Source organism: Bradyrhizobium sp. 160, from assembly GCF_023073735.1.
Classification (GTDB): Bacteria; Pseudomonadota; Alphaproteobacteria; order Rhizobiales; family Xanthobacteraceae; genus Bradyrhizobium.
The window spans coordinates 236,641-261,256 of record NZ_JADPKD010000083.1 but is presented as its reverse complement, the minus strand read 5'-3'; the positions used below and the strand labels follow the sequence as shown (position 1 = coordinate 261,256).

Sequence of the window (24,616 nt, the reverse complement as noted above, 5' to 3'; positions counted from 1 at the left end):
CATGACCACGATTGCAGAACTGCCGCCGGGTTTCGCCGACAGGGTTCTGTCGGCGCAATCGACCTTTCGTTCGGTCATGGATGCGATGGCGCGGCCGGGTTCGGTCCAGCGCATCGTTCCGACAGCCGGAGCGCCCCATACGATGATGCGCGGCACCGCCGCGATCGCGCTGACGCTGTTCGATCATGACACGCCACTCTGGCTCGATGCGCGCATGGCAGAAAATTCCGACGTGATGAAATGGCTCAAGTTCCACACTGGCGCGCCGGTGGTGCAGGACACTTCGATTGCCAGCTTCGCGCTGATCAGCGACGGCGCGGCGCTGCCGCCGCTCGAAAGCTTTGCGCTCGGCACCAACGAATATCCGGATCGCTCGACCACATTGATCCTTCAGGTCGATAGTCTGGGCTCGGGACGCAGCTTGGAGCTGCGCGGCCCCGGCATCGATAGCGCCACGACGCTCCAGGCGTCGATCAAGCCGTTCGATCTGTTCGAGCGCCTGCGGTTCAACGAGGCGCTGTTTCCGCGCGGCCTCGATGTGGTGCTGGTTGCCGATGATGCCGTGGTTGCGATCCCGCGCACCACGCGCGTCGCGAACAAGGGAAGCTGACCGCATGTATGTCGCAGTCAAAGGCGGCGAACGCGCCATCGAGAACGCCCATCTCCTGCTTGCAAACGCGCGGCGCGGTGACCCAAGCGTTCCGGAAGTCACGCTCGAGCAGATCTCGGAGCAGCTCGGTCTCGCCGTGGACCGCGTCATGAGCGAGGGCTCGCTCTATGACCGCCAGCTCGCCGCGCTCGCGATCAAGCAGGCGCGGGGCGATCTGATCGAGGCGATCTTCCTGGTCCGTGCCTTCCGCGCCACGCTGCCGCGCTTTGGCGCGAGCGAGCCGGTCGACACCGGCGCGATGCGCGTGCAGCGGCGAGTGTCGTCGACCTTCAAGGATATTCCAGGTGGCCAGATCCTCGGGCCGACCTTCGATTATACCCACCGCCTGCTCGATCCTTCGCTCGCAGAAGGCGTTGTGCCGGAAGCGCCAGTGACGGCGGAAGCATCAACGGCACCCACGCCGCGCGTGACGGATATTCTTGGCCGCGACGGACTGATCGAGTCCTCGCCGCAGGCCGAGGACGGCGCCAGCGTCGGCGATCTCACCCGCGAGCCGCTGAATTTTCCGGCGGACCGCGACCTGCGCCTGCAAAATCTGGCGCGTGGTGACGAAGGCTTTCTGCTGGCGATGGGCTATTCCACCCAGCGCGGTTACGGCCGGAACCATCCCTTTGCCGGCGAGATTCGCTTCGGCGAGGTCGATGTCGAATTTTTCGCCGAGGACGTCGGCTTCGCCGTGCCGCTCGGCTCGATCGAGCTGACCGAGTGCCAGATGGTCAACCAGTTCAAGGGCTCGGCGACGGAAGCGCCGTGCTTCACCCGCGGCTATGGCCTCGCCTTCGGCCAGAGTGAGCGCAAGACCATGTCGATGGCGCTGGTGGATCGTGCGCTGCGCGCTCGCGAGCTCGGCGAGGAGGTGCGTGCCCCCGCGCAGGACGAGGAGTTCGTAATGTCGCATTCGGACAACGTGCAGGCGACCGGCTTCGTCGAGCATCTCAAGCTGCCGCATTACGTCGACTTCCAGTCCGAGCTCGGCCTGCTCCGCAAGCTGCGCCAGGAATTTGCCGAGGCCAATGCGCCCGATGCCATGAAGGAGGCCGCGGAATGAACGCGCCCGCCTATAATTTCGGCTATCTCGACGAACAGACCAAGCGGATGATCCGCCGTGCGATCCTCAAGGCGATCGCGATCCCCGGCTATCAGGTGCCGTTCGCCAGCCGCGAAATGCCGATGCCCTATGGCTGGGGCACCGGTGGCGTGCAGGTGACGGCGGCGATCCTGGGACCTGAGGACGTGCTGAAGGTGATCGACCAGGGCTCCGACGACACCACCAACGCGATCTCGATCCGAAAGTTCTTCGCCAAGACGGCGGGCGTCGCCACCACGACGGCGACGGACGAGGCAACCGTGATTCAGACGCGCCACCGCATTCCCGAGACGCCGCTGCATGAAAACCAGGTGCTGGTGTATCAGGTACCGATCCCTGAACCCCTACGTTTCCTCGAGCCGCGCGAGACCGAGACGCGGCGCATGCATGCGCTCGCCGAATATGGCCTGATGCATGTCAAACTCTATGAGGACATCGCCCGCTTCGGCCATATCGCGACTGCCTATGCCTATCCGGTCAAGGTGAACGCGCGCTACGTGATGGACCCGTCGCCGACGCCGAAATTCGACAACCCCAAGATGGACAATTGTGCCGCGCTGCAATTGTTCGGCGCCGGCCGTGAGAAGCGCATCTACGCGATCCCGCCCTACACGAAAGTCGTGTCGCTCGATTTCGAGGATCATCCGTTCGAGCCGTACCGTTTCAACGCGCCTTGCGCTCTGTGTGGTGCGGAAAGCTCTTATCTCGACGAGATCGTCACCGACGACAAGGGCGGCCGGATGTTCGTCTGCTCGGACACCGATTATTGCGAGGGCCGGCAGGCCGCCGGCCATCACGGCAGCCTGAGCGCCGCACCGTACAAGGAGAGGGCGGGCTCACATGGCTGAACTCGATACGCTCGAAAACGACCAGCCGCTGCTGGTGGCGGAGTCGCTCAGCAAGTCCTTCGGCCGCATCGCCGCCTGCCGAGAGGTGTCCTTTGCGCTCTATCCCGGCGAGGTGCTGGCGATCGTCGGCGAATCCGGCTCGGGCAAGTCGACGCTGCTGCAAATGCTGTCGGCTCAACTCACGCCGAGCGCCGGCCGGGTCTCTTACCGGATGCGCGACGGCGTCACCCGCGATCTTACGACGCTCGGCGAGGCCGAGCGGCGCTTTCTGTTCCGCACCGACTGGGGCTATGTCCATCAGGATCCTGCGCAAGGCCTGCGCATGGCGGTCTCGGCCGGCGCCAATGTCGGCGAGCGGCTGATGGCGGTGGGATGGAATCATTACGGCCGCATCCGCGACACCGCCTCCGACTGGCTGATGCGCGTCGAGATCGACGTCGCGCGCATCGACGATGCGCCGCGCACCTATTCCGGCGGCATGCGCCAGCGGCTCCAGGTCGCGCGCAACCTCGTCACCGGGCCGCGGCTGGTGTTCATGGACGAGCCGACCGGCGGCCTGGACGTGTCGGTGCAGGCGCGCCTGCTCGATCTCCTGCGCAGCCTGGTCGCCGAGCTGCACCTCGCCGTCATCATCGTCACGCATGATCTCGCGGTGGCCCGCCTTTTGTCGCACCGCGTGATGGTGATGAAGGGCGGCCGCGTCATCGAGACCGGCCTCACCGATCAGGTGCTCGACGATCCGCGCGAGCCCTATACGCAACTCCTCGTCTCCTCGATTCTGCCGCCATGAGCCTGCCAACATGAGCCTTGCAACGACTGCCATGATCGACATCGCCGACGCCCGGAAGACCTTTACGATGCACCTGCAAGGCGGCATCAAATTGCCGGTCGTGCGCGGCGTGACGTTCCATGTCGATCCCGGCGAAGGCGTCGTGCTGTCGGGGCCGTCAGGCGCCGGCAAGTCGTCGATCCTGAAGATGATCTTCGGCAATTATCGCTGCGATTCCGGCCGCATCGGCATCCGCCACCGCGGCGCGCTGATCGATCTTGCCGCCGCCGAGCCGCGGCAGGTGCTCAACGTCCGCCGCGCCACCATCGGTTATGTCAGCCAGTTCCTTCGCGCCGTGCCCCGCGTTGCGACCATCGACGTGGTCGCCGAGCCTCTGATCGTGAACGGCCTGGCGCGCGCGGAGGCGCAAGCCCGCGCGGGCGTGCTCCTGCATCGTCTCAACATTCCCGAGCGGCTGTGGCAGCTTCCGCCCGCGACCTTCTCCGGCGGCGAGCAGCAGCGCGTCAACATCGCGCGTGGCTTCATCTCGGATCTGCCGATCCTGCTGCTCGACGAGCCGACCGCTTCGCTCGATGCCGCCAACCGCACTGTGGTGGTCGAGCTGATCGCTGAGAAAAAACGCCAGGGCGTCGCCATGGTCGCCATTGTCCATGACGACGAAATCCGGCATCTGATTGCCGACCGCATCGTCGATGTCACCAGCTTCGCCGCCGCGGCTTGAAGGAAATGGACATGAACGCCAAGCCGAAGGACACGGTCATCGCCAACGCCAGGATCGTGCTGGCTGACCGGGTGATCGATCAGGGCTGGCTTGCTCTCGTCGACGGACGCATCGCCGAGATCGGCGAGGGCAGGGCGCCCGCCGGCGCCGAGGATGCTGGCGGCGACCTCGTCATGCCCGGCCTGATCGAGCTTCACACCGACCATCTCGAAGCCCATTACGTGCCGCGACCGAAGGTGTTCTGGAATCCGGTCGCCGCCGTCATCTCGTATGACGGCCAGCTCGCGACCTCGGGCATCACCACCGTGTTCGATTCGCTCCGGGTCTGGCGCGAGGACGGCGCGGAGGAAGTCGATGGCCGCGCCGGCGTGCTCGCCGCCGCGATCACGATCGCGCGCGATGCCGGCCTCTTGCGCGCCGACCATTTCCTGCATCTGCGCTGTGAAATCCCGATGCCGAGCGTCGTCGAGGAGGCCAAGGAGCTGATCGGCCGGCCCGACGTCAAGCTGATGTCGCTGATGGATCACACGCCGGGCCAGCGCCAGTTTCGCGACGAGGTCAAGCTGCGCGACTATTATCGCGGCAAGGGCGGCGGCAAGACCGACGCCGAGCTCGACGAACTGTTCGCGAAGCGCTTTGCCTATCAGAAGGCCTATGCCGCGACCAATATGCGCGAGATCGTGACGCTGGCGCATGCGTACAAGATCTCGCTCGCAAGCCATGACGACACCACCGAGGAGAACGTCGCCGATGCCGTGCGCGACGGTGTCGCCGTGGCGGAATTCCCCACCACGCTCGAAGCCGCGCGCGGTCTGCATCACGCCGGCATCGACATCCTGATGGGCGCTCCCAACGTCGTGCGCGGCGGCTCGCATTCCGGCAATATCGCCGCGATCGATCTCGCCCGCGAAGGCCTGCTCGATATCCTGTCGTCGGATTACATCCCGTCGAGCCTGCTGATGGGCGCGCTGCAGCTGCCCGAGCATGTGCCGGCGATCGATCTGCCGTCGGCGATCCGCACCGTAACCAAGGCGCCTGCCGATGCGGTCGGACTCACCGATCGCGGCGAGATCGCGGTCGGCAAGCGCGCCGACCTGATCCGCGTGCATGTTGCCGGCAGCGTCCCCGTCGTGCGCAGCGTCTGGCGCGAAGGGAGTCGTGTCGCATGAGCGAGACCGCGGCCATGGCGCAGGAGGTCGCGGGCGCGATCGGACCCGGGCGGCTGGTGCTTGTGGTCGGTCCCAGCGGCGCCGGCAAGGACACGCTTTTGCGACTGGCGCGGGCGGCGTGCAGTGAGGATCACGACATCGTCTTTCCACGCCGCCTCGTGACGCGGGAATCCTCCGCTGCCGAAGACAACCTCGCGCTTGGCCCCGACGAATTCCGCCGCGGTCAGCAGCATGGCGAGTTCGCCATGCACTGGGAGGCGCACGGGCATTCCTACGCGCTGCCGCTCGAGATCAACGACGATATCCGTGCCGGACGCACGGTGGTCGTCAATGTCTCGCGCACGGTGATCGGCGCGCTGCGCCAAGCCTATGCAAATGTCGTGGTGGTCGCGATCACGGCCCCGCCAGACGTGCTGGCGCAGCGGCTTGCCGCGCGGGCGCGGCACAGCGACGGCAATATCGCGGCGCGGCTGTCGCGCAGTGTCGATGTCGCGCGGGCGCATGCCGATATCACCATCCTCAACGCCGGCAGCGCGGAGTATCACAGCCGACAGCTCGTGCGCGTGATCAGGAATGAAGGTTGGCATGAGTAATGGCGGGCACGCTAAGGAGGAGTGGAAGAATGTCGGTGATCGAAACGGTCGAACAGCTGGAGGCCATCTACGGCGTCACCAACGATGCCTCGACCGTGAAAGTCGCCGACCATGTCACCCCGCTCTACCGCATCTACATCGAGAAGGCGCCGTTCGCGGCGCTCGCCACGATCGGGCCGGAGGGCATCGACTGCTCGCCGCGCGGCGATCTCCCCGGCTTTGTCCGCATTCATGACCCGAAGACGCTGATGCTGCCCGACCGCCGCGGCAACAATCGGGTCGATTCCCTGCGCAATATCGTGCGCGATCCCCGGGTGTCGCTGATGTTCCTGATTCCCGGCTCCGGCAATGCGGTTCGTGCCAACGGCCGCGCCCATCTCTCGATTGATCCCGAACTGCTGGCCTCGTTCAAGGTCGAAGGCAAGGCACCGCGCTGCGTCATGGTCATGAGCGTGGACGAGATCTACTTCCAATGCGCCCGCGCCATCGTCCGCGCCGACCTCTGGAATCCCGACAAGCGCGTCGACCCAAAGACCCTGCCGACGCCCGGCCAGATCCTGGCCGAGATGAGCGAGAACAGGGTCGGCGGCGCGGAGTACGACCGCGCCTGGCCCGCGCGAGCCGCAGCGACGATGTGGTGACGTTTCTTACCCTCTCCCCTTGTGGGAGAGGGTGGCTCGCCGCGATAGCGGCGAGACGGGTGAGGGGTATCTCTCCGCGAGCGCCCGTCTCACAGCTGATCTCGCGGACAGAGACCCCTTATCCGGCGCCATAGCCGAAGCTTCGCTTCGGCGTTCTTGAGAACGGCGGCCGAAGGCCACCTTCTCCCACAAGGGGAGAAGGGAAGAACGAGTCCGCGGCGGCGGCTCACCTCAATTAAACGCCATGCCGCCGCTCAGCGCGATGGTCTGACCCGTCATGTAGGCATTGTCGACCAGCAGCATCACCGCCTTCGCCACCTCCTCCGCCGTGCCGAAGCGGCCGAGCGGGATGCGGCTGACGAGCTGTTGCTGTCCGCTCATCATGTCGGTCTCGATCAGCGATGGCGCCACCGCGTTAACGGTGATGCCTTCCTTCACCAGCCGCGCGGCATAACCCCGCGTGAGGCCCTCCATGCCGGCCTTGGACGCGTTGTAGTGCGGCCCTATCGAGCCGGCACCGCGCGCAGCCCCAGAGGAGACGTTGACGATGCGGCCCCACGTCCGGGAGCGCATCGACGGCAGCACGGCCTGCGTGCACAGGAACACGGATTTCAGATTGACCAGGATGGTCCGGTCGAAATCCTCTTCGCTGAGATCATCGATGCCGCGCGTGATCGCGATGCCCGCATTGTTGACGAGGATGTCGATCGGTCCGAGTCCGGCCGTGACGCGCTCGACCATGCCGGCCACGGCCTCGCGCTGCGAGACGTCGGCTGCGGCGACGATGGCGCGGCCGCCGTGCTCGCCGATTTCACCTGCCAGCTGCTCGGCCTGACCGATCTGCTCGCGGCAGTTGATCGCTACGGCGGCACCGGCTTCGGCCAGCGCGCGACAGACGGCCGCGCCAATTCCGCGCGAGCCGCCGGTGACGAGCGCCGTGCGCCCCTTCAGACTGTCTGACATGAGAAACTCCGATCCGATCACAGCGGGATCGTCGGGCGTCAGCCACTGCCGTTCAAGTCAAAAGGCCGCTACATGAATTAGCGCCGCCGGCGCGCCCTGGTGCGCGCCGCCTTCTTGGCGGCGGCGGAGCGGGTCTTGGCGCCTTTGGTGCGGCTCGCTTTCCGCGCAGCGGCCGAACGTGACGCCGCGGTTCGCCGGCTCGCGGCGCTCTTGGCCTGTTTTGACAACGCGCTGCGCGACGCCGTCGAGCGCGGCTCCTTCTTCAGGACATTTTCCACGGCGCGCGACACGCGCGGCCGGCGCTTCGGGGTGCGCTTGCCCTGGCCGACCTCATAGGCATATTTGGCGCTGCGGCGCGTCGATTTCTTGGTGCGCCCCTTGCGCGGCGGCGGCAGATCGACGCCGGCGCGGCGTGCCTCGGAAAGGCCGATGGCAATGGCTTGCTTTGTCGAGCGCGCGCCGTGCTTGCCTTTACGAATCTTGTCGATCTCGTCCTTGACGAATTCGCCGGCCTGCGTGCTCGCAGATTTGCCGGCGCGCTTGTCCTGCTTCGCTTTGCGAATGATTTCCTGTCTTGGCATGGGTCGAGTTCCCTTCGAGATGACAGGGATGTCTCACCGCAACGCATAACCCGGACGATTGATCCTTTTCAGTTCCTCAGCGCCGCCAGCAGTTCGTCGGGGCGCTCGGCCATGATCATGTGCCCCGCGCCCGGCACGATGACAGTCTTCGCATGCGGGATCGCCGCCGCCAGCGCCTTGCCGGCTTTCGCGGGGGTCATCATGTCTCGCTCGCCGAGAATCAGCGTGGCCGGGACCCTCACGCTCGCAGCCGCGGCAAGTGCATTCGCATAGGCATTGCAGGCCGACAGATCCCTGAACAGCACGCCCGGCTCGCAATGCTTCAACACGGCCTGCGCGCCGCCATGCATCCAAAGGCCCGGCGCGAGGCTCCCGCCGAGCTCGGCCTTGAAGCCGAGACCCCAGATCGAGACCATGTCGACGGCGTCCTGGTCATTGGCTTCTGCGGCTTTGAGCAGATCCGGGCCGACGGTCATGGTCGCGGCGGTGCCGATCAGGCTCAGCGCAGAAACCTTGTCCGGATGCCGCGCCGCCGCCTCCAGCGAGATCAACGAGCCCATGGAATGGCCGATCAGGTGGGCCTTCGCGGCGCCGGCCGCATCCAGCAGCGCCGCGGTCCAGTCGGCCATCTCGGCGATGGTCGACAGCGACGGCCCGGCCGAGCGCCCGTGGCCGGGCAGGTCTGGCGCCAGCACCGAAAAGCCGTGATGGGCGAACCAGCGCGTGTGCAGCCCCCAGGTCGAATGATCGAAGCCGGCGCCGTGAATGAAGGCGACCGTCGGCAGCGACTTGTCGAAGTCGCGGCCGCCGGTTGTGACAAACACATCGGTACCGTTGACGGAAACCTTCATGGCGTCAGACCTTTTGCGAGATGCGCAGCGCTTGGTTGAGATCGTCGATGATGTCGCTTGCCGTCTCGATGCCGACCGAGAGCCGCACCAGCTCCTCGCCGATTCCGGCGGCCTTGAGCTGCTCGGCATCCATCTGCTGATGTGTGGTCGAGGCGGGGTGGATCACCAAGGTCTTGGCATCGCCGACATTGGCGAGATGGCTGATCATGCGCAGCGATTCGATGAACTTGCGCCCGGCGGGCCGGCCGCCCTTGATGCCGAAGGAGACGATGGAGCCGGCACCGCGCGGCAGCAGCGCCCTTGCGAGCTGAAAGTCCGGGTGGTTCTCCAGCGAGGGATGCAGCACCCAATCGACGGCCTTGTTGGCTTTCAGCGCGTCCAGCACGAGGTGCGTGTTCTGCATATGCCGGTCCATGCGCACGCCCAGCGTCTCGATGCCCTGAAGCAGCTGGAACGCGTTGGTCGGCGACAGGCATGCGCCGAAGTCGCGCAGGCCCTCGGTGCGCGCGCGCATGATGAAGGCCGCGGTGCCGAACTGCTCGTCGAAGACGATGCCGTGATAGCCGCCATAGGGCTCGGTCAGTACGCCGAACTTGCCGGAGCCGCGCCAGTCGAAGCGGCCGCCGTCGACGATGGCGCCGCCGATCGCGATGCCGTGGCCGCCGATCCATTTGGTCGCCGAATGCATGACGATATCGGCGCCGAGCTCGATGGGGCGGCTGAGATAGGGCGTGGCGAAGGTGTTGTCGATCAGCAGCGGAATTTTTGCCTCATGCGCGATCGCCGCGACCTTGGGAATGTCGAGCACTTCCAGCCCGGGATTGCCGATGGTCTCGCCGATCACGAGCTTCGTGGTCGGCCCGATCGCGGCGCGGAACGCGTCGAGATCGCGCGGCTTGACGCAACTGGTGGTGATGCCGAAGCGCGGCAGCGTATGCGCCAGCAGGTTGATGGTGCCGCCATAGAGTGAGCTCGATGCCACGATGTGGTCGCCGGCGTTCAAAAGTGTCGCGATCGCCAGATGCAGCGCGGCCATGCCGCTGGCGGTGCAGATCGCACCGACACCGCCTTCGAGCGCCGCGAGCCGCTCCTCCAGCACACCTGTGGTCGGATTGGAGATGCGCGTATAGATGTGGCCGGCACGCTCCAGGTTGAACAGCGCGGCGGCGTGATCGGAATCCTGGAACACATAGGACGTGGTCTGGTAGATCGGCACGGCGCGGGCGCCGGTTACGGGATCCGGATGCTGGCCCGCATGCAGGCTCAGGGTCTCGAAGGCAGGCGGCTTTGGCGCGGGCATGCGTGGCCTCGTTGGTCGATCGGCGGAGGCCGCCCTTGTGCCACAAAAAGAAGCGCTGCGTCAGCCCATTGACAGCGCCTCTAAGACCGGATCGCCTGCGCGATAATCCCGGCCTCGCGCAGCAAGATCTCCGCGTCTGGTAGCTTCGAACCTCTTCTCGTTGGCCGCGACGATCTTCCGCGCGTCCTGCGCCGCATCGCGGCGAGGATGGCGATGATGCAGTTCGCGTTCGGCCAGCTCACGGTCAGCCTCCAGCACATCAAGGCCCAACGCGCTCACGCTCCCTTCTGCCCCGCCAGCCGATCCCGCACCTCGGCCGCAATCTCGAACGAGCGCAGCCGGGCGGCGTGATCGTAGATCTGGCCCGTCGTCATCAGCTCGTCCGCGCCGGTCTCGGCGATCAGTGCCTTCAGCTTCTCCTCCACGATTCTGGGCGAGCCGACCGCGGAGCAGGACAGCGCCTGGCCGACACCGGCCTTCTCCGCCGGTGACCACAGCACATCCATGTCGTCGACCGGCGGCGGCAGCGGGCCCGGCGTGCCCCGGCGCAGATTGATGAACTGCTGCTGCAGCGATGAGAACATGCGCTGCGCCTCGGCGTCGCTATCGGCGGCAAACACGTTGACACCAATCATCGCATAAGGCTTGTCGAGTTGCGCCGAGGGCTCGAAGCGCGCGCGATATTCGCGCAGCGCCGGCATCATCATCTGCGGCGCGAAATGCGAGGCGAACGCGAAAGGCAAGCCCAGCATCGCCGCAAGCTGCGCGCCAAAGGTGCTCGATCCCAGGATCCACAGCGGCACCTTCGTGCCCATGCCCGGCACCGCGCGGATCGCCTGGTTCCGTTGCACATCGCCGAGCAGCGCCTGCAATTCCAGCACGTCATGCGGAAAGTTCTCCGCAGCCGTGGCAAGGTCGCGCCGCAGCGCCTTTGCTGTGAACTGGTCGGTGCCCGGCGCCCGCCCGAGGCCGAGATCGATCCGTCCGGGAAAGAGCGATTCCAACGTGCCGAACTGCTCGGCGATGACCAGCGGCGAATGGTTCGGCAGCATGATCCCGCCGGACCCGACGCGGATGGTTTTCGTTCCCCCCGCGATATGGGCGATCACCACTGACGTCGCCGCGCTTGCGATCCCCGTCATGTTGTGATGCTCGGCCAGCCAGAACCGCTTGTAGCCCCAGGCCTCCGCATGCCGGGCGAGATCGAGCGAATTGCGAAACGCCTGCGCGGCGTCGCCACCTTGGCGGATGGGCGCGAGGTCGAGCACGGAGAAGGGGATCATGTGTGGTACCCGTGAAGGGCGCGTGTGCGCGGGCCTCACATATAGGGGCCCAGGGGTGGGAATGCTGCTCGAACTTGTCGCGCGACTTTGATCTTGACGGAGCAGCGCATCCTTCGCGCTGCAGCCCGCGCCGCCCGTTCACAACACTGTTATTGCGATCTATCGCGCCCTTCGTCTCAACTGGGCGTTTTGCGCCTGTTGTTGTAGCTTGCCGGAGTACTGCTCGGTTGCCAGGAGGAACTGACATGACCACGGTCGTACTCAACCGCCGCAACCTCCTCGCCGCTGGCGGCTCGGTGCTCGCAACCGGGGTTTTGGCGAGCGGAGTTTCCGGGCTGCTGTTGCCCGCCCGTGCCGAAGGTCTCGCGCCGACCGAGTCGATGTCGGGCGGGGCGAACAACTATCGCAAGGGCGCGGCGATCGTGGAGCGGATCGGAAAGGGTGGCTTCTGGATGAGCGGTACCGTGCGCCGCGCCGGCGACGGGGCTCCGCTCGCCGGGCAGCGCATCCAGATCTGGGCGCACACCGTCGAGGGGCAGGAGCACGAGCCGCAGAGTCATGGCGCCACGCTCACCGACAAGGACGGCAAGTTCCGGCTCGAGATGCCGCAGATCATTCCCATCTTCGGCCAGCCGCATGGCCACCTCGCCTATGACAGCGGCGAGTTCAAAACCGTCTTTCTGCGTCCGGTGATGCGGAGCGCAAAGGAAACCAGCCTCGAGGCGCACTTCGTCCTGCAGCCGGCTTGAGCCGCGAATTGCAAATGAAGGGATGGGAATCGGCCCGGGCGATCCTGATCTGGGTCGCCCTTGCCTTGGCCATTTGCGTGCCGATCGCCGCCGCAGCAGGAAGCGACCTGCTCGCTTGGCGCGGTCCGGTCTACATCCTCGCCGGCTTCGCAGGGATCGTCGCCCTCGGTCTTGTGCTCGTTCAGCCCCTATTGATCGGCGGATATTTGCCGGGGCTGTCGGCTTATCGCGGACGGCGTGCCCATCATTGGATCGGCGGCGCGCTGGCCTTTGCGGTGGTGATCCATGTCGCCGGCCTCTGGATCACCAGTCCGCCCGACATGATCGACGCCCTTACCTTCTCATCGCCGACGCCATTCTCGCCCTTTGGCGTGGTCGCCATGTGGGCCATCTTCGCTGTCGCGCTTCTGGCTCTCTTGCGGCGGCGGCTGGGATTGCGGCTGCGAACCTGGCGCATCGTCCATATTCCCCTCGCGATCGTCATCGTCGCAGCCAGCGTGGCCCATTGCCTGCTGATCGAGGGGACGATGGAGACGATCTCGAAGGTTGTGCTTTGTGCGCTCGTTCTCGGGGCGGCCATCAAAGTGATGGCTGATCTGGTTTGGAGAAAGCGGAGGCTGCGCGGAGAGGGCATTGCGCGGCAGTAGGCGTCGGATGGGTAGGGCACTTGCGAAACCCATCGTGCTTCGTCATCGGCAAGCCTCGACGGGCTTCGCTGCCGCCTTGGCTCTTTGCGCTACGGCGGACAAATCGCTCTCCCGATCGCACGAGCTGGACGTGATCAGAGATCACGATTTGTCGTGCGCGTACTTCTCCAGAAGCAGCCGATTATATTCATCTCTCACGGCTCTCCGCGAAATATGCCCTTTTCGGTCTTTGGCAATCTTCAGAAGATCGGGATCAGTCGGTGCCCGTGATTTCCGCCTAAATCTCGCAAAGAGTGGGGTCGTAGGCGCCGACGTCCTTCCAAACAGCCGGTCAAACCATCCCATTGTGTCCTCCCGGACAGACGGCAGATTACGACATTATCACCATGAATTTGAGGGTCAAACGGATTGCGTCCGCGGCTAATGGCCCCGGATTACGCTTGCACTCCATCCGGGTTGCGCCACTGGAAAAAGCGAACGGTGCGCGGCGGGAGTGTTGCGTGGCGGCAAGCGTAGGATGAGTAGAGCACTTGCGAAATCCGCCACGTTTCGCCGCCGAACGGGTTTGGTGGATTTCGCTACCGTTTTCACTGCCTGAGCTACGGCGGACAGATCGCGCTAGCCATCCTACGCGTATTTTGTTGGCCTCTTCTTGCGAACACGTCGGGCATCGTCAGCGCCGATGTCTGCTGCTCTGCTTGCCGCAGATGGCGACGGGGCGTATCCTTGCGTGATGGCTGTCAGCGCTCCTGATCTGAAGGCGTTCCTGCTCGCCACGCCGTTCTTCGGTGGTCTCCCGAAACCGAGTCTCGACCTCCTGATCTCGATGCTGGTCGAGCGCCGCTTTGATGCCGGAGCAACCGTCGTGGCGGAGGGCGAGCAGGGACGCTCGATGTTCATCGTCAAATCCGGTCGGCTGGCGGTGCGCAAACGGGCGAATTCGGGGAGCGTCATCCCAATTTCCGCTCTGGAGCCTGGTGATTTCTTTGGTGAAATGACGCTGATTGAAATGCAGAATCGCTCCGCCACGGTGATGGCGGAAGGGCCGACGGTGCTGTACGAGTTGACCGCCCAAAAGCTCTACGCTTGCTACAAGGCCGATATCCACGCCTATGTGATCGTCCTGCAGAACATCAATCGCGAATTGTGCCGACGGCTGCGCCGTGCCGACGAGCGCTTCATGGGACAGCGGATGCGTGACGACAATTGACCGTCCGTAGACGGGTACAGCGCTTGCGAAACCCATCATGCTTCGTCACTGAGGCAAGGCCTCGATGGGTTTCGCTTCGCTCTAGCCATCTTACGAGCTAGCAGACGTCGACTTGGTCTGTGCTTCACTAACGCTCCGTTAAACAGCGAGCCATAAAGCAGCCTAGCGGATTGTGAGTAAAACAACTCGCATGCGCTACGCTCGTGAAGGAATTGGTTGCGCCTCAAGTGCGTCGCTATTGCGAGATATTGAAACAAGAAGCCACTCAAAACTGTCGAGCCGATTAAGAGTATGGACCAGCTTTTTACGGCCAAGTTAATAGTTAATCTCCTCGCAGGGGGGCTAGTGGTCTTCGTTGTCTTAGCGCTGCTCAGGTCCGTGATAAGTGGTGGCAAGCGGGTTGTTTGGGAAATTCTGCGAGTTACGGCAGGACTGGTATGCATGTGTATGGTCGGGCTTTCCCGGCATGGCAACATCGGTCCATGGGGCGCGTGGGTTGGCTTCGGCGGCATCGTTGCATTGCTATTGGCAAGTCTATTCGTTGGTCGCTCGTACAGGTTCAAGGGAAAGCCGCCGTAACAAAGCTGATATCGGGTCACTGCAATTTTTACCCGTCGGGCAAAACACCCGCCCCATACAAAACCTCATCAATCCCCTGCCGTAAAAATATTCCACTTTACCGAAATTCGGAATTGCGGCATTCTCCCACCCATCCCGGCCCGAGGAGAGGGACGATCGTACGTCGTCACGAAACGTGGGCGGGGGTGCGGTGGACGCGGCAGCGTCGGGCATGCCTAGGCGAGGCCAGGGCGAGATGAACCTCGTGAGGTCCTTGACTGCGTGCGGACGGACGGCGCCCGTGTCCGGCGAAGCCCTTTGGGTGAAGCCGGATTGCTGCGTACGGCAAAACCGTGTGGTCCTGGCCGTCGTTGCTACGGTCAAGCCTTGCGGAGATGCTTTGAGGCTCAACCGGGCCTCGCGGCATCGCCAATTCGCGAGGTGACGGAGGCCAGAAGGAACTCGGCTCCGGGGAGAGCAGGCATAAGCCGTCAAACCACTGCGCAGGGAAGGCCGTGTGTTCGGCTTCACCTGTATGCCGCTGTGCAGTTTTTCTGCGTGTGCTTTCGCACAGCGGACCGTGGGTGCCAGCCGGCACCCGGCCTTCCCTGCGCCCTCTTCACCGAAGAGGGGCGCGGAATAGAGCAAAACTCGGGCGCATCGAGCCACGAGAATGCCTTGTCATGTGTGGAACACTGGTGCTGCCGGACAGGATTGAACTGTCGACCTCTCCCTTACCAAGGGAGTGCTCTACCACTGAGCTACGGCAGCAGATGCTGGCACAGAATCGGGCCGCCACCAGGCCCGCCAAGCGGGGCGATGGATGCCACAAGGCCCCCTCATGTGCAAGCTTGCCGGCCCTGCCAAATCGAGAAAATCGGCGCGGTTGCCCGACCGAGGCGGCCTTATTGCCCCGAAATGACCGATTTTGGGGTGATTTTTCTGCCGGCGAGCCCCAGCCATCTGGCCAGTTGGTCCCGCCCTCGAATTCGACCAAATCTCGCTGGCTTCGTTGCGCCGGCCTCTTGTACCTCTTGAGATGTCGTCATTCGGTGGCATCCTGCCGCCGACAACGTGATGGGCCACGATGAGCGACGAGACTGACAAGACGCGGGCCGCTGATCGCCGGCAGGACCGGCTGAAATCGGCGCTGCGCGAAAACCTGAAGCGGCGGAAGGTGCAGGCGCGCGAACGCGCCGCAGGGACCGAGCCTTCGCAGAACGACGATGATTCCCTGGGTAAGGGGACCGCCGGCGAGACCGGCAGTTGAAGGCCGGCGGCTAACATTTTGGAGTGCATCGAAGTGGCAATGGGGCAGGACGGACAGCAACGAACCGACCGCGACGCGCTGATGTCGCGGTTCACCCGTCCCGAGCAAACCTTTCCGACGCTGGCATCAGCCGAGATCGCGCGTATCAGGCATTTCGGCGAGGTCCGCAGCTATGCCGACGGCGAGTTCCTGTTCGAGACCGGCAAGCCCGGGCCCGGCATGTTCGTCGTGCTGTCTGGCCATGTTGTCATCACCCAGCGCGACGGGCTCGGCCATGTCACGCCCGTGATCGATCAGGGGCCGGGGCAATTCCTCGCCGAGCTCGGCCAGCTCTCGGGACGGCCGGCGCTGGTCGACGGACGCGCCGAGGGCGATGTCGAGGTGCTGCTGGTACGCCCGGACCGGCTGCGCGCGCTGCTGGTGGCCGAAGCCGAGCTTGGCGAGCGCATCATGCGCGCGCTGATCCTGCGCCGGGTGAGCCTGATCCAGGGCGGCATTGGCGGCCCCGTGCTGATCGGTCCGTCGAACTCCGCCGGCGTGGTGCGCCTGCAAGGCTTTCTCACCCGCAACGGCCAGCCGCATCATCTGCTCGACCCCAACAGCGAGCATGACGCCGCCGAGATCATCGCGCGCTATTCGCCCGAGCCGGAGGATTGGCCGCTCGTCGTCACCGCCGACGGCACCGTGCTGCGCAACCCCAGCGAAACCGCGCTTGGCCGCGCCATCGGCATGATCGGCGGCGCGAAGGATGACCGCATCTACGACGTCGCAATCGTCGGCTGTGGACCGGCAGGCCTTGCGACGGCGGTCTACGCGGCGTCCGAAGGGCTGTCCGTCGCCGTGCTCGACACCCGCGCCTTCGGCGGTCAGGCCGGCGCCAGCGCGCGCATCGAGAATTATCTGGGCTTTCCGACCGGCATCTCGGGCCAGGCGCTTGCGGGTCGCGCCTTCACCCAGGCGCAGAAATTCGGCGCCGAAATCATGATCCCGATGTCGGTGAAGTCGCTGGACTGCTCGCGCAGCGCCGGTACGTTCGCGCTGGCGCTGGATTGCGGCGACACATTGCGGTCACGCGCGGTGGTGGTCGCGAGCGGCGCGCGTTATCGCCGGCCCGAGATCGAGAACCTCGACAAGTTCGAAGGACGCGGCGTCTGGTACTGGGCATCTCCTGTCGAGGCGCGGCTCTGCGCCGGCGAGGAGGTGGCGCTGGTCGGTGCCGGCAATTCGGCCGGCCAGGCCGCCGTGTTCCTGTCGGGGCATGCGAAGAAGGTGTTGATGATCATCCGCGGCGGCGGCCTGGGCGCGAGCATGTCGCGCTATCTGATCGAACGCATCGAAGCGACGCCGAACATCGAATTGATATTCAACACCGAGATCACCGCGCTCGAAGGCGACGAGGCTTCGCTGCTGCGCCGCATCCGCTGGAAAAGCCGGCTTTCCGATGACGAGGATTCTGCCGATATCCGCAATCTCTTTCTGTTCGTCGGCGCCGATCCCGCCACCAACTGGCTCGACGGCTGCGGCGTCACGCTCGACCGCGGCGGCTTCATCGTGACCGGCGCGCAATCCGAGCAGAATCAGGGCCGGCTGGTGGCGCCGCTCGAGACCTCCGTGCCCGGCGTCTTTGCCGTTGGCGACGTCCGCTCCGGCTCGGTCAAGCGCGTCGGCGGCGCCATCGGCGAAGGCGCGCAGGTCGTGGCCTCCCTGCACGGCTATCTCGGCGACGCCGCAAAACCGGCGCTTTAGGCAAGCAGAAGACAAGGGAATGTAGCTTGCCATCTTGTCGGCAGCTACAGACTATCCCCTCATCCTGAGGAGCGCGCCTAAGCGCGCGTCTCAGGCCCCGAACCACGATCCGGCCCTCATGGTTCGAGACGCGTGCTTCGCACGCTCCTCACCATGAGGGTCTAAACACAATATGTTCAAGGGAGGACTAAATGGCTGAACTCGTCGTGCTCTACAAGACGCCCAAGGATGCTGCGGCCTTCGACAAGCATTATGCCGAGACCCACATCCCGCTCGCCAAGAAACTGCCCGGCTTGAAGAAGTACGCGGTCAGCACCGGCCCGGTCGGCTCTCCCGCTGGTCCTTCCGGAGTCCACCTCGTCGCCATTCTCACCTTCGACAGCGTGGCCGCCATTCAGGCGGCATTCGGCAGCGCAGAAGGCAAAGCGGCAGCGGGCGACGTGCCGAAATTCGCCAGCGGCGGCGCCGACCTGCTGATCTTCGACACCAAGGAAGTGTGAACCACGCGCAAGGGCGGCCCGCATATCGCGGGCCGCTCTTCGAAGATGAATCAAGTTCGTCGAAAACCTGCTGTCGTTTGTGACAGCGCTGCAAAAAATCCGAGCACGCGTTTGTCTTTTCGCACGATGGCGCATGGCTCGGGGCGCATGTGCGGCGCCATCGCATGTGGCAATCCGATGAGGACCGTAATATCAATCGCCTGACCTCAATGCTGGACACGTAGGAGAGACGTCATGGTGCTTGGGTTGAGCCTGTCTGCGTTTACGATGATCCATGCCGTCATCAGCCTGATTGCCATCGTCGCGGGCCTCGTCGTGATGTTCGGCCTGCTCGGCTCGAAGTCGATGCCGGGCCTCACCGCAATCTTCCTGCTGTTCACTATCCTGACCAGCGCGACCGGCTTCCTGTTTCCTTTCGAGAAGCTGCTGCCGTCGCACGTCATCGGCATCATCTCGCTGTTGCTGCTCGCGATCGCCTGCATCGCGCTCTACGGCATGAAGCTCGCAGGCGCCTGGCGCCCGATCTATATCGTGACCGCGATGGTCTCGCTCTATTTCAACGTCTTCGTGCTGGTCATCCAGTCGTTCCTGAAGGTGCCGGCGCTCGCCGCGCTCGCGCCCGCCGTGCCGCCGGCGCCGCCCTCGGGTCCGGTGTTCGCGGTGGTACAGGGCATCGTGCTGGTGTTCTTCGTGCTGCTCACCATCGGCGCCTGGCGCCGCTTCAGGCCGATGGCGTTTGTCTGATCGTTCAAGGAGCCTAGCAATGCCCACCATCACCACCAAAGACGGCGTCGCGATCTTCTACAAGGATTGGGGCTCGGGCCAGCCGATCGTGTTCAGCCATGGCTGGCCGCTCTCGGCCGACGACTGGGACGCGCAGATGTTGTTCTTCGTCTCGCACGGCTACCGCGTCATCGCGCATGACCGCCGCGGCCACGGCCGCTCGGCGCAGGTCGCCGACGGCCACGACATGGATCATTACGCCGACGACCTTGCCGCGCTGACCGCGCATCTCGACCTCAAGGACGCCATCCATGTCGGCCACTCCACCGGTGGCGGCGAGGTCGTGCACTACATCGCGCGCCACGGCGAGAGCCGCGTCGCGAAAGCGGCGCTCCTGGCCGCGGTGCCGCCGCTCATGGTGCAGACCGCGGCCAATCCCGGCGGCCTGCCGAAGAGCGTGTTCGACGGTCTCCAGGCGCAACTCGCGGCCAGCCGCACGCAATTCTATCGCGACCTCCCCGCCGGCCCGTTCTATGGCTACAATCGTCCCGGCGCAAAGCCGTCGGAAGCGGTGATCCAGAACTGGTGGCGCCAGGGCATGATGGGCGGCGCAAAAGCGCATTACGACGGCATCGTCGCGTTCTCGCAGACCGACTTCACCGAGGACCTGAAGAAGATCAACGTGCCGGTGCTGGTCATGCACGGCGACGACGACCAGATCGTGCCTTACGCCGATTCCGCACCGCTGTCGGCCAAGCTGCTGAAAAACGGCATCCTCAAGACCTACAAAGGCTTCCCGCACGGGATGCCGACCACGCACGCCGAGACCATCAACGCGGACCTCCTGGCGTTCTTCAAGGAGTGAAGCTTCGCGTGCTCCGCCGGATCTCACCATCGCTCGTCACCGCGCCATGATCCGCGTCGCCCGGGAGAGGTAAGATGCTGAAAATGGAGGATATCAATAGCCTCTAGTCCGCTGCGCAGATAGTTTGGCGCGGAAATTTCGGCGCTCGCGCGCGTTGAGTCCCGTCCGCCCTTGAAGGAGAAGCGTCGGCGATGTCTCCCCAGCTCAAACTGATCGCACTTGACGCCGACGATCTCGCTGTCATCTCGACCCATGTCCAGGACGCCCGTGTCCAGGCCTCCGACATCATCTGGCGGCAGAGCGAGAAGCGGCTTGTCGTCGGCATGAGCCGGCTGGACTGGGAGCAGACGTTGGAAGGCGAGGCCGAGCCGCGCCGGCTGGTCGCCGCGCTCCGCTTCGACCGCGTGCTTGCCTGCAAGTCGCGCAACATCGACCTCGCCGCGCCGGACAAGGTGCTGGACCTCGTCGGCATCGAGTTTCACCCCCAGGGTGGCCGCAGCGAGGAGCCCGGCGGCAGTGCCCTGCTTCTGTTCGCCCAGGGCGGCGCCATCCGCCTCGACGTCGAATGCCTGGAATGCGAGCTGACCGACCTCGGGACGGACGCGCTGGGGGCGGGTCCGGGGATCGAGGGGTGAGAATGGCATGCCAAGCCAACGCATTCCGCTGTCGTTCTGGCGAAAGCCAGGACGACAGCGGAGGGAAACGACCCGGCCCAAGGGTTGACGCCGCTTCCCCGCCGCGCCATTGAGCAGGGGTCGGGTGAGCCAATCCGCCCCAAAGACCAGCAGAAGCCCAGCCAAAATGCCCGTTCGTCTCGACCGCAGCAGCGCCGATTTTGACCAGCGATTCGCGGCCTTCCTCGCCGCCAAACGCGAGGTCTCGGCGGACGTCGAGGCCGCCGCGCGCGCAATCGTCGACGACGTCGCCAAGCGGGGCGATGCGGCCCTGCTCGAGGCCACGAAAAAATTCGACCGGCTTACGCTGGATGCCGCCTCCCTGCGCGTCACCGCCGCCGAGATCGAAGCCGCGACAAAGGCCTGTGATGCCGCGACGCTGGACGCGCTGAAGCTCGCGCGTGACCGCATCGAGATCTATCACCGCCGCCAGCTTCCGACGGACGAACGTTTCACCGACCCGCTCGGCGTCGAGCTCGGCTGGCGCTACACCGCAATCGAATCCGCCGGCCTCTATGTGCCCGGCGGCACCGCGGCCTATCCGTCCTCGGTGCTGATGAACGCCGTGCCCGCGAAGGTCGCCGGCGTTGCGCGCCTCGTCATGGTGGTGCCCTCGCCCGACGGCAAGCTCAACCCGCTGGTGCTGGCGGCAGCCCATCTCGGCGGCGTCACCGAGATCTACCGGGTTGGCGGCGCACAGGCCGTGGCCGCGCTCGCGCACGGCACCGCGACGATCGCCCCGGTCGCCAAGATCGTCGGGCCCGGCAACGCCTATGTCGCCGCCGCAAAGCGGCTGGTGTTCGGCAAGGTCGGCATCGACATGATCGCCGGCCCGTCCGAGGTGCTGGTGATCGCCGATGACACCGGCAATGCCGACTGGATCGCCGCGGATCTGTTGGCACAGGCCGAGCACGATGCCAGCGCGCAATCGATCCTGATCACCGATTCCGCGCGGCTTGCCGCCGAGGTCGAACAGGCAGTCGCGGCGCAGCTGAAGACGCTGCCGCGCGCTGCGATCGCCGGCGCCTCGTGGGCCGATTTCGGCGCCATCATCATGGTGAAGGATATTGCTGGCGCCATCCCGCTCGCGGACGAGATCGCCGCCGAGCATCTCGAGATCATGACGAGCGATCCCGATGCGCTCGCCGCCAAGATCCGCAATGCAGGTGCGGTGTTCCTCGGTGCGCATACGCCGGAGGCGATCGGCGATTATGTCGGCGGCTCCAACCACGTGCTGCCGACAGCGCGCTCGGCGCGGTTCTCCTCGGGCCTGTCGGTGCACGACTTCATCAAGCGCACCTCGATCCTGAAATGCGGCCCGGATCAGCTGCGTGCGCTAGGTCCGGCCGCGATGACGCTTGGACAGGCGGAAGGGCTGGACGCCCATTCGCGCTCGATTGGATTGCGCCTCAATCAGTCATGACAAGGCCGCCCGAACAGGACGACTCGACCAATCGCATCGTCGGCGTCACGCTGGACGAGGACTCGATCGGCCGTTCCGGGCCGGACATTGAGCATGAGCGCGCGATCGCGATCTACGACCTGATTGAGCAGAACTTGTTCGCGCCCGACGGTGCGGAAGGGCAGGGCCCGTTCACGCTGCATATCGGCATCACCGGCAACCGCCTGATGTTCGACATCCGCCGCGAGGACGGCACGCCCGTGGTCGCGCATCTGTTGTCGCTGACGCCGTTCCGACGGATTGTGAAGGACTATTTCATGATCTGCGACAGCTATTATCAGGCGATCCGGACCGCGACGCCGGACAAGATCGAGGCCATCGACATGGGCCGCCGCGGCATCCATGACGAGGGATCGCGCACGCTCCAGGAGCGGCTGAAGGGCAAGGTGCGGGTCGATTTCGAGACCTCGCGCCGGCTGTTCACGCTCATTACTGTCCTGCACTGGAAAGGCTAAGCGCGATGGCGGCGCCGCCACGCGCACGCGATCCGCAATCGGTGCTGTTCGCCTGCGCGATGAACAGCGTGCGCTCGCCGATGGCAGCGAGCCTGTTGCAGCACATGTTTCCGCAGGGCCTCTACGTGAAGTCGGCCGGTGCCAGGAAGGGCGACCTCGATCCATTTGCGGTGTCCGTGATGGCCGAACTCGGCCAGGACATCTCTGCCCACAAGCCGCAGACCTTCGAGGAGCTGGAGGATTGGGAGGGCCTGAACTTCGACCTCATCATCACATTGTCGCCGGAGGCCCACCACAAGGCGCTGGAGCTGACCCGCACGCTTGCCGCCGAGGTCGAATACTGGCCGACGCAGGATCCCACCACCATCGAAGGCAGCCGTGACCAGAAGCTCGCCGCCTATCGCGCGGTTTGCGATCAGCTCTTGATGCGCATCCGCAGGCGGTTCGCGAAGGTGGGTGCGGCGAGCGGATAGCATGCGGCGTGCGTAACACCCGCGTCACAGAGCGCACGCACACGCGTGTTGGCAACTCTCGAATCACCAAACCTCCGGTTCCCGGGTTGTGAAACCGGCCCCCTTCCGATAGGTTCCGCGCGCAATTCACCCCGCTTCATCCCCCAAATCACCTGATGCTCGGCCGCCCCAAATTCGTACTTGCCTCCGGTTCGCCGCGGCGCCTTGCGCTGCTCAATCAGGCCGGCATCGAGCCGGACGCGCTCCGGCCGGCCGACGTCGACGAGACGCCGAAGCGGGGCGAGCTGCCGCGCGCCTGCGCCAACCGCCTTGCGAGGGCCAAGGCCGATGCGGCGCTCAAATCGGTGCAGCTGGATGATGAGCTGCGCGGCGCCTTCATCCTCTCTGCCGACACCGTGGTGGCGGTCGGCCGCCGCATTTTGCCCAAGGCCAACCTGGTCGACGAAGCCGCGCAGTGCCTGCGGCTGCTCTCGGGCCGCAACCACCGCGTCTACACCGCGATCTGCGTCGTCACGCCGCGCGAGGCCTTTCGTCAGCGCCTGGTCGAGACCCGCGTCCGCTTCAAGCGCCTGTCGGAAGACGACATCCAGGCCTATATCGGCTCGGGCGAATGGCGCGGCAAAGCCGGCGGCTATGCTGTGCAGGGCATCGCCGGCTCGTTCGTGGTCAAGATGGTCGGCTCCTACACCAACGTGGTCGGCCTGCCGCTGTACGAGACCACGACCCTGCTCGGCGGCGAGGGCTTTCCGATCCGCTTCGGCTGGCTCAACGCCACCGCGCTGTGAGCACGACAGCGCCGTCGACAAAAATCGCGAAACAACCCCATGCGCAGTAGAATGGCCCCACCGGCCCGCCGCGCGAACGCCTGCGCCGCCGAGGAACCCGTTTTCCCGCCAGGCTGTTGAACTCCTTCACCTCGTGTAAGCGCCGACACCATGAACGATCACCTCAAAACGCCCGCCAAACCCCTCAAGACCTGCCCGATCTGCGGAAAGCCGCAGTCGCAGGCGACCCGCCCGTTCTGCTCCTCGCGCTGCCGCGACGTCGACCTGAACCGCTGGCTGAAGGGCTCCTACGTCATCCCCGGCCGCGACGACGAGGTAGACGACGTAGAATAGAAAGCAATATCAATGATTTGTTGAGTTCAGGAACGCCGCGCGCAGCCGCGGCGATACTGCCCCACCTTGTGCACAGCCGGGCCGCGCCCGGCGCAGCCTTCAGGCGAAGGCGGGTGGACAGGCCGCTCTCGGCCCACTATAAACCGCCCGCTCGATGGGCTTTGGCCCCTCTCTTGGAGCACGCCCAGGTAGCTCAGTTGGTAGAGCATGCGACTGAAAATCGCAGTGTCGGTGGTTCGATTCCGCCCCTGGGCACCAACTACGCTTTCTCGCGCTGAAGCACGAAGTTAAGTAAGGCCAAGATCGGCACGCGTTACGCGCGCGCTGGCCGTTCCTGGCTGGGCATATGCGACGGTCTACCTGCACCTCCAGGCGAACGCCGGAGCGGCGCAGAATTTCGTCACCAGCAATGGCGCGCGCGGCTCGGTTGTGACCGGACTCAACGCGCATGGGGACGCCCTTGCTCTTGGCATCACCTACACCTCTCCCTTTTCGGTCCTGGGCGGCCAGGCCGTCTTCTCGCTCATCACGGCGCCGGGTAACGTCGGCATCGGCATCGACGCCCAAACCCTCTAGCAAGCCGGCGTTGCGCAAATGAGCGCCATCTCCGCCGGGTCACTTCAATGCGGCACTGAGCCAGCATCGCTGCAGATGGCCTGAAAGGTGGCA

The 24,616-nt window shown here is 65.0% G+C and carries 29 protein-coding genes and 2 tRNA genes; 24 read left to right on the top strand and 7 right to left on the bottom strand.

Features of this window, described 5'->3' with window-relative positions; genetic code table 11:
• The first annotated feature begins 1 nt into the window (after position 1).
• The 8 genes from phnH to IVA98_RS35175 are packed head-to-tail and all read left to right on the top strand — an operon-like array spanning position 2 to position 6,519.
• Positions 2–610 carry a phosphonate C-P lyase system protein PhnH gene (phnH, locus tag IVA98_RS35210; RefSeq protein WP_247302855.1) on the top strand — a complete coding sequence of 203 codons (609 nt, stop codon included), beginning with the start codon at positions 2–4 and terminating at the stop codon, positions 608–610.
• Positions 611–614: 4 nt separating this feature from the next.
• Positions 615–1,718 (top strand): carbon-phosphorus lyase complex subunit, encoded by a 1,104-nt coding sequence (locus IVA98_RS35205; protein ID WP_247302857.1) that lies wholly within the window; start codon positions 615–617, stop codon positions 1,716–1,718.
• A complete protein-coding gene (locus IVA98_RS35200) occupies positions 1,715–2,605 on the top strand; it encodes an alpha-D-ribose 1-methylphosphonate 5-phosphate C-P-lyase PhnJ (protein ID WP_247302859.1) in 891 nt (296 codons plus the stop codon). Before IVA98_RS35205 ends, IVA98_RS35200 begins: the two co-directional genes overlap by 4 nt.
• A complete protein-coding gene (gene phnK, locus IVA98_RS35195; protein WP_247302861.1) occupies positions 2,598–3,395 on the top strand; it encodes a phosphonate C-P lyase system protein PhnK in 798 nt (265 codons plus the stop codon). The genes IVA98_RS35200 and phnK overlap by 8 nt, the downstream gene beginning before the upstream one ends.
• A 10-nt stretch (positions 3,396–3,405) precedes the next feature.
• On the top strand, positions 3,406–4,116 hold the full coding sequence (gene phnL, locus IVA98_RS35190; protein ID WP_247302863.1) for a phosphonate C-P lyase system protein PhnL: 711 nt from the start codon (positions 3,406–3,408) through the stop codon (positions 4,114–4,116).
• Positions 4,117–4,127: 11 nt separating this feature from the next.
• The gene (locus tag IVA98_RS35185; RefSeq protein ID WP_247356721.1) at positions 4,128–5,285 is read left to right on the top strand and encodes an alpha-D-ribose 1-methylphosphonate 5-triphosphate diphosphatase; all 1,158 of its coding nucleotides are present in this window, start codon (positions 4,128–4,130) and stop codon (positions 5,283–5,285) included.
• Entirely contained in the window at positions 5,282–5,878 is a 597-nt protein-coding gene (gene phnN, locus IVA98_RS35180; protein ID WP_247302866.1) for a phosphonate metabolism protein/1,5-bisphosphokinase (PRPP-forming) PhnN, read from the top strand. Before IVA98_RS35185 ends, phnN begins: the two co-directional genes overlap by 4 nt.
• A gap of 29 nt (positions 5,879–5,907) precedes the next feature.
• Positions 5,908–6,519 (top strand): pyridoxamine 5'-phosphate oxidase family protein, encoded by a 612-nt coding sequence (locus IVA98_RS35175; protein ID WP_247302868.1) that lies wholly within the window; start codon positions 5,908–5,910, stop codon positions 6,517–6,519.
• 231 nt (positions 6,520–6,750) lie between these two features.
• On the opposite strand, the gene IVA98_RS35170 is transcribed toward IVA98_RS35175, so the two are convergent.
• The 6 genes from IVA98_RS35170 to IVA98_RS35145 form a co-directional block, all read right to left on the bottom strand.
• Positions 6,751–7,482 (bottom strand): SDR family NAD(P)-dependent oxidoreductase, encoded by a 732-nt coding sequence (locus IVA98_RS35170; protein ID WP_247294421.1) that lies wholly within the window; start codon positions 7,480–7,482, stop codon positions 6,751–6,753.
• Positions 7,483–7,559: 77 nt separating this feature from the next.
• Positions 7,560–8,063, bottom strand: coding sequence for a DUF6496 domain-containing protein (locus IVA98_RS35165; RefSeq protein ID WP_247281475.1), 504 nt, complete (start codon positions 8,061–8,063; stop codon positions 7,560–7,562).
• Positions 8,064–8,131: 68 nt separating this feature from the next.
• The gene (locus IVA98_RS35160) at positions 8,132–8,914 is read right to left on the bottom strand and encodes an alpha/beta fold hydrolase (RefSeq protein WP_247356710.1); all 783 of its coding nucleotides are present in this window, start codon (positions 8,912–8,914) and stop codon (positions 8,132–8,134) included.
• A gap of 4 nt (positions 8,915–8,918) precedes the next feature.
• On the bottom strand, positions 8,919–10,214 hold the full coding sequence (locus IVA98_RS35155) for an O-acetylhomoserine aminocarboxypropyltransferase (RefSeq protein WP_247356707.1): 1,296 nt from the start codon (positions 10,212–10,214) through the stop codon (positions 8,919–8,921).
• Positions 10,215–10,274: 60 nt separating this feature from the next.
• Positions 10,275–10,493 carry a hypothetical protein gene (locus IVA98_RS35150; RefSeq protein ID WP_247334944.1) on the bottom strand — a complete coding sequence of 73 codons (219 nt, stop codon included), beginning with the start codon at positions 10,491–10,493 and terminating at the stop codon, positions 10,275–10,277.
• Positions 10,490–11,497, bottom strand: coding sequence for an LLM class flavin-dependent oxidoreductase (locus tag IVA98_RS35145; RefSeq protein WP_247294430.1), 1,008 nt, complete (start codon positions 11,495–11,497; stop codon positions 10,490–10,492). The genes IVA98_RS35150 and IVA98_RS35145 overlap by 4 nt, the downstream gene beginning before the upstream one ends.
• A 245-nt stretch (positions 11,498–11,742) precedes the next feature.
• Here IVA98_RS35145 and IVA98_RS35140 point away from each other — a divergent pair, with 245 nt between their 5' ends.
• From IVA98_RS35140 to IVA98_RS35130, 3 genes are all read left to right on the top strand, one after another.
• Positions 11,743–12,246, top strand: a complete 504-nt coding sequence (locus IVA98_RS35140; protein WP_247281471.1) for a peptidase associated/transthyretin-like domain-containing protein — start codon at positions 11,743–11,745, stop codon at positions 12,244–12,246.
• Between the two features lie 14 nt (positions 12,247–12,260).
• Positions 12,261–12,893, top strand: a complete 633-nt coding sequence (locus tag IVA98_RS35135; RefSeq protein ID WP_247294432.1) for a ferric reductase-like transmembrane domain-containing protein — start codon at positions 12,261–12,263, stop codon at positions 12,891–12,893.
• A 733-nt stretch (positions 12,894–13,626) separates the two neighbouring features.
• Positions 13,627–14,103: a cyclic nucleotide-binding domain-containing protein gene (locus tag IVA98_RS35130; RefSeq protein WP_247294590.1), complete on the top strand. Its 477-nt coding sequence runs from the start codon at positions 13,627–13,629 to the stop codon at positions 14,101–14,103.
• Positions 14,104–15,357: 1,254 nt separating this feature from the next.
• Here the strand turns inward: IVA98_RS35130 and IVA98_RS35125 are convergent.
• Positions 15,358–15,432, bottom strand: a tRNA-Thr gene (locus IVA98_RS35125).
• A 316-nt stretch (positions 15,433–15,748) separates the two neighbouring features.
• Here IVA98_RS35125 and IVA98_RS35120 point away from each other — a divergent pair.
• The 13 genes from IVA98_RS35120 to IVA98_RS35060 all read left to right on the top strand — a co-directional run bounded on the left by IVA98_RS35120 (position 15,749) and on the right by IVA98_RS35060 (position 24,523).
• Entirely contained in the window at positions 15,749–15,931 is a 183-nt protein-coding gene (locus IVA98_RS35120; protein ID WP_247294434.1) for a hypothetical protein, read from the top strand.
• A 39-nt stretch (positions 15,932–15,970) separates the two neighbouring features.
• Positions 15,971–17,677, top strand: a complete 1,707-nt coding sequence (locus IVA98_RS35115; protein ID WP_247335042.1) for an FAD-dependent oxidoreductase — start codon at positions 15,971–15,973, stop codon at positions 17,675–17,677.
• 191 nt (positions 17,678–17,868) lie between these two features.
• Complete coding sequence (locus IVA98_RS35110) at positions 17,869–18,177, top strand: EthD family reductase (RefSeq protein ID WP_247281469.1); 309 nt, start codon at positions 17,869–17,871, stop codon at positions 18,175–18,177.
• Positions 18,178–18,411: 234 nt separating this feature from the next.
• Positions 18,412–18,921: a hypothetical protein gene (locus tag IVA98_RS35105; RefSeq protein WP_247294438.1), complete on the top strand. Its 510-nt coding sequence runs from the start codon at positions 18,412–18,414 to the stop codon at positions 18,919–18,921.
• Positions 18,922–18,940: 19 nt separating this feature from the next.
• Positions 18,941–19,765 carry an alpha/beta fold hydrolase gene (locus IVA98_RS35100; RefSeq protein WP_247294440.1) on the top strand — a complete coding sequence of 275 codons (825 nt, stop codon included), beginning with the start codon at positions 18,941–18,943 and terminating at the stop codon, positions 19,763–19,765.
• Between the two features lie 191 nt (positions 19,766–19,956).
• Positions 19,957–20,400 (top strand): DUF2948 family protein, encoded by a 444-nt coding sequence (locus IVA98_RS35095; RefSeq protein ID WP_247294442.1) that lies wholly within the window; start codon positions 19,957–19,959, stop codon positions 20,398–20,400.
• A gap of 166 nt (positions 20,401–20,566) precedes the next feature.
• Entirely contained in the window at positions 20,567–21,862 is a 1,296-nt protein-coding gene (gene hisD / locus IVA98_RS35090) for a histidinol dehydrogenase (RefSeq protein ID WP_247356705.1), read from the top strand.
• Positions 21,859–22,356 (top strand): UPF0262 family protein, encoded by a 498-nt coding sequence (locus IVA98_RS35085; protein ID WP_247281464.1) that lies wholly within the window; start codon positions 21,859–21,861, stop codon positions 22,354–22,356. The genes hisD and IVA98_RS35085 overlap by 4 nt, the downstream gene beginning before the upstream one ends.
• 5 nt (positions 22,357–22,361) lie before the next feature.
• A complete protein-coding gene (locus IVA98_RS35080) occupies positions 22,362–22,829 on the top strand; it encodes an arsenate-mycothiol transferase ArsC (RefSeq protein ID WP_247294447.1) in 468 nt (155 codons plus the stop codon).
• Positions 22,830–22,984: 155 nt separating this feature from the next.
• The gene (locus IVA98_RS35075; RefSeq protein ID WP_247294449.1) at positions 22,985–23,614 is read left to right on the top strand and encodes a Maf-like protein; all 630 of its coding nucleotides are present in this window, start codon (positions 22,985–22,987) and stop codon (positions 23,612–23,614) included.
• A 150-nt stretch (positions 23,615–23,764) separates the two neighbouring features.
• A complete protein-coding gene (gene yacG, locus IVA98_RS35070; protein ID WP_247281461.1) occupies positions 23,765–23,947 on the top strand; it encodes a DNA gyrase inhibitor YacG in 183 nt (60 codons plus the stop codon).
• A 182-nt stretch (positions 23,948–24,129) separates the two neighbouring features.
• A tRNA-Phe gene (locus IVA98_RS35065) sits at positions 24,130–24,205 on the top strand.
• A gap of 171 nt (positions 24,206–24,376) precedes the next feature.
• On the top strand, positions 24,377–24,523 hold the full coding sequence (locus IVA98_RS35060; RefSeq protein WP_247294452.1) for a hypothetical protein: 147 nt from the start codon (positions 24,377–24,379) through the stop codon (positions 24,521–24,523).
• Positions 24,524–24,616 lie beyond the last annotated feature (93 nt).